Here is a 3491-nt window from a genome sequence, read left to right on the forward strand (position 1 = left end):
ACAAATCCATGTTCAGTTACTGCGCAGTTTATGGATACTATGCACTAAAATTGATTGCAAAAAAACACGCGTTTCGTTGTTTTTGAAACGCGTGTATCATTTATTATTGATTAATTTGGAAGATGTCTTTATCTTCTTTGTTGATGTTTCCTGTCTTGTTTAATTGGATTGATTGGCCTTCTGCTAAGTTAGTAAAGATAACTGGTGTTACCGTTGATGGTGCATTATTGCTAATAAAGTCGAGGTCGACTTCCATCAAGGTTTGGCCTTGTTTTACTTCGTCACCTTCTGCCACTTTAGCTGTAAAGCCTTCCCCTTTTAGATTTACTGTGTCGATACCGATATGGATTAAAATTTCTGTTCCATTATCAGCTTCAATACCAATCGCATGTTTGGTTGGGAAGATATTAATGATTTTACCATTAACAGGTGACACAATTTCACCAGCTGATGGCTTCACTGCGAAACCGTCTCCCATCATTTTTTGTGAGAATACTTGATCAGGTACTTCAGATAACGGCATTACTTCCCCTTGCATTGGACTAACAAAATCAAGATCTCCCACTACATTATTGTCAGATGGTACAGCCTCTTTTTCAGGCTCTGCTTTTTTCGTTGGTGTTTTCCCATCCATAATGTCTTGCATTTGACCTCTAATCGTATCAGAAACTGGACCGTAAATAGCTTGGATATTGTTACCTACTTCCATTACTCCAGAAGCACCAAGTTGTTTTAAACGGTCTTTATTTACTTTGCCTTTATCATCTACACTTACGCGCAGGCGTGTAATACAAGCATCAAGGTTTGTAATATTTTCTTTTCCACCCATTGCTTCTAAAATTTCAAATGGACGATCGTCTACTTCTCCGTCTTCCTCAGCATCTTGTGCTTCATCTTCACGACCTGGAGTTGCTAAGTTGAACTTCTGAATCGCAAATCTGAAACCGAAATAATAGATAACAGAGAAAATTAAACCAATGATGATTACCCACCACCAGTCTGTACGGTTAGGCATAATTCCGAACAGGATATAGTCGATTAAACCACCGGAGAATGTCATACCTATTTTTACATCTAATAAGTACATGGTCATAAATGATAAACCTGCGAAAACAGTGTGAATCGCAAACAGTAATGGTGCTACGAATAAGAATGAAAATTCAAGCGGTTCTGTAATACCTGTTAAGAAAGATGTTAAAGCTGCGGAGAACATGATACCTCCAACTACTTTCTTTCTCTCAGGTTTTGCTGTATGATAAATCGCTAATGCTGCAGCTGGAAGACCGAACATCATGAAAGGAAATTTACCAGTCATAAAGTTACCAGCTGTGAAATCTACACCGTCTTTAAGCTGTTCGAAGAAAATTGTTTGATCTCCTCGAATAACATCTCCCGCTGCACTTGTATAAGTACCAAATTCAAACCAGAACGGTGAATAAAAGATATGGTGTAAACCAAACGGGATTAATGCTCTTTCAACAACACCAAATACAAAAGTTGAAAGGGTTCTATTTGTTTCTAACATAAAGTGAGAAACAGCATTTAAACCTTCTTGAGCAAATGGCCATACTAAATACATCACAATACCTAATAATAATGATGAAAACGCAGTAATAATTGGCACAAAGCGTTTTCCAGCGAAGAAACCTAAAAATTGCGGTAATTCAATATCAAAGAACCGGTTATACATATAGGCGGCCAATATACCGACTATAATACCACCAAAAACACCAGTACCTAAGGTTGGAATACCGAGAACACTTTCATATGCAGCCTCTTCGGTCATTCCATCTGTGATACCACCAAAGACACTCATCGTTACATTCATAATTAAATAACCGATGATAGCAGCTAAGCCTGCAACACCATCACCTTTCGCTAAACCGATTGCAACCCCGACAGCAAAGAGTAATGGTAAGTTATCAAAGACGATACCACCTGCTTCAGACATTACTTCTAAAACTTTTTGTACAATATCATTTCCGAACCACGGGAATTTTTCTACCCATTGGTCTTGAGCAAAGCTTGTACCAAATGCAAGTAAAATACCAGCAGCTGGTAATAATGCTACCGGTAGCATCAATGCTTTCCCTACTTTTTGCAGGGTACCAAATAAATTGGACATGATCAATTTCCTCCTCTTGTTGTTTTTATACATGCAACAGCTCTCATTCAGGCCATATACGTAAGCAAATAAAAAAGGCATGAGTAAAAGGCTTTCTGTTTTAGGAAAATGATAGAAGTATACACTTCTCCCCTATCTTTTCCTAAAACAACCTTTTTACTCATGCCTGATCGTATCAGTAACACGTTTATGATTGCGTTAGTCGCTGTAGATGAATCGTTAAATACAATACCTCTGATTCATCAACTCGTATATGTAATTGTTGTTGCATTACTTTGATCAATTTCCAAGCAAGATTATAGCATACCGGATAAGTCGTTTTCAAGACTTTCGCTAAATTTGTTTGTTCACCAAGTTGCTCACCTTGATAAGCCCTTTCAATTGCACGGTGGAGATGCTGTATAAGCCGGTTATAATTAATATCATTTCGTTCCAACTCGATATTTAAATTTTCTTCAATGATAGTTACTAACTTCGAAATAAGTTGATGATGACGGTTCATATCATGGATGGTTTTGTTCGTTACAGCACTATGAATGTGCAATGCTATGAATCCAACTTCCCCTTCAGGAAAAGTTACACCAATTCGCTCTTGAATTACTGAAACAACTTCTTGAGCTACCTGAAACTCTTTCGGATACAATGATTCAATCTCAAAGAGAAAAGGATTAGAAAATTGTACATTTTGGTGTGCACGGCTAATTGCAAACGATAAGTGATCAGTTAAAGCAACATGGATATGCTCATGGAGTGTTTCATCCATTCTTTTCTCAATTAATAGCATAATCTCATGCAACACTTCCATAACGTGTGGATCAATATATGACACCAATTGTTTATATTGCGCCTGCTCTTGCTCATCTTTTAACAGAAACGTTTTTTCTGCCTGTTCTTGTGGTACAATATCTCCTTTGTTCTTACCAAAACCAATCCCTTTACCGATTAAGATAACTTCCTTATATAATGGGTGGGTCGCGATAATCACGTTATTATTTAGCGCTTTCTTAACCGTCATTTGTTGCTCGTTCAAACTCTCCACCTCCCTTTCCACCATAACACATTACACTATTGTACTAAAAACCGCCAAAGATATCACCTATAATGAGTAAATGAAGCAGGAATAATGTCCCATCTATTATTTCAAATGAACTATAGAACACGATATTAGGATTCGTATAACAAAATAACGCTTACTCTCAACAACTGTAAATTATATACATGCTGCGAAGTAATGAAAATTCTGTTTAGTATAACGTTCTTCCATTCTTTTGAATTTGAGTGCTAATTCGTCGCTGCGGAAAAATACTCCCTTTCCGTGGGCTCGGCTTCAGCTAACTTGGTAAAGAAAACCACTTTACCAAGTGGA

2 protein-coding genes are annotated in these 3491 nt (G+C 37.3%); both read right to left on the reverse strand.

Translation table 11 applies throughout. The features are described 5' to 3' along the window. Positions 1-103: 103 nt before the first annotated feature. Positions 104-2125 carry a glucose-specific PTS transporter subunit IIBC gene (gene ptsG, locus GH715_RS21010; protein ID WP_228760375.1) on the reverse strand — a complete coding sequence of 674 codons (2022 nt, stop codon included), beginning with the start codon at positions 2123-2125 and terminating at the stop codon, positions 104-106. Between the two features lie 187 nt (positions 2126-2312). Beyond that, on the reverse strand, positions 2313-3179 hold the full coding sequence (glcT, locus tag GH715_RS21015) for a glucose PTS transporter transcription antiterminator GlcT (RefSeq protein ID WP_153837203.1): 867 nt from the start codon (positions 3177-3179) through the stop codon (positions 2313-2315). Positions 3180-3491 lie beyond the last annotated feature (312 nt).

The organism is Gracilibacillus thailandensis (assembly GCF_010994055.1).
Classification (GTDB): Bacteria; Bacillota; Bacilli; order Bacillales; family Amphibacillaceae; genus Gracilibacillus; species Gracilibacillus lacisalsi.

Coding starts and splice junctions, on each gene's coding strand:
- ptsG (WP_228760375.1), bottom strand. CDS start 2,125: ATGTCCAATTTATTTGGTACCCTGCAAAAAGTAGGGAAAGCATTGATG.
- glcT (WP_153837203.1), bottom strand. CDS start 3,179: ATGGTGGAAAGGGAGGTGGAGAGTTTGAACGAGCAACAAATGACGGTT.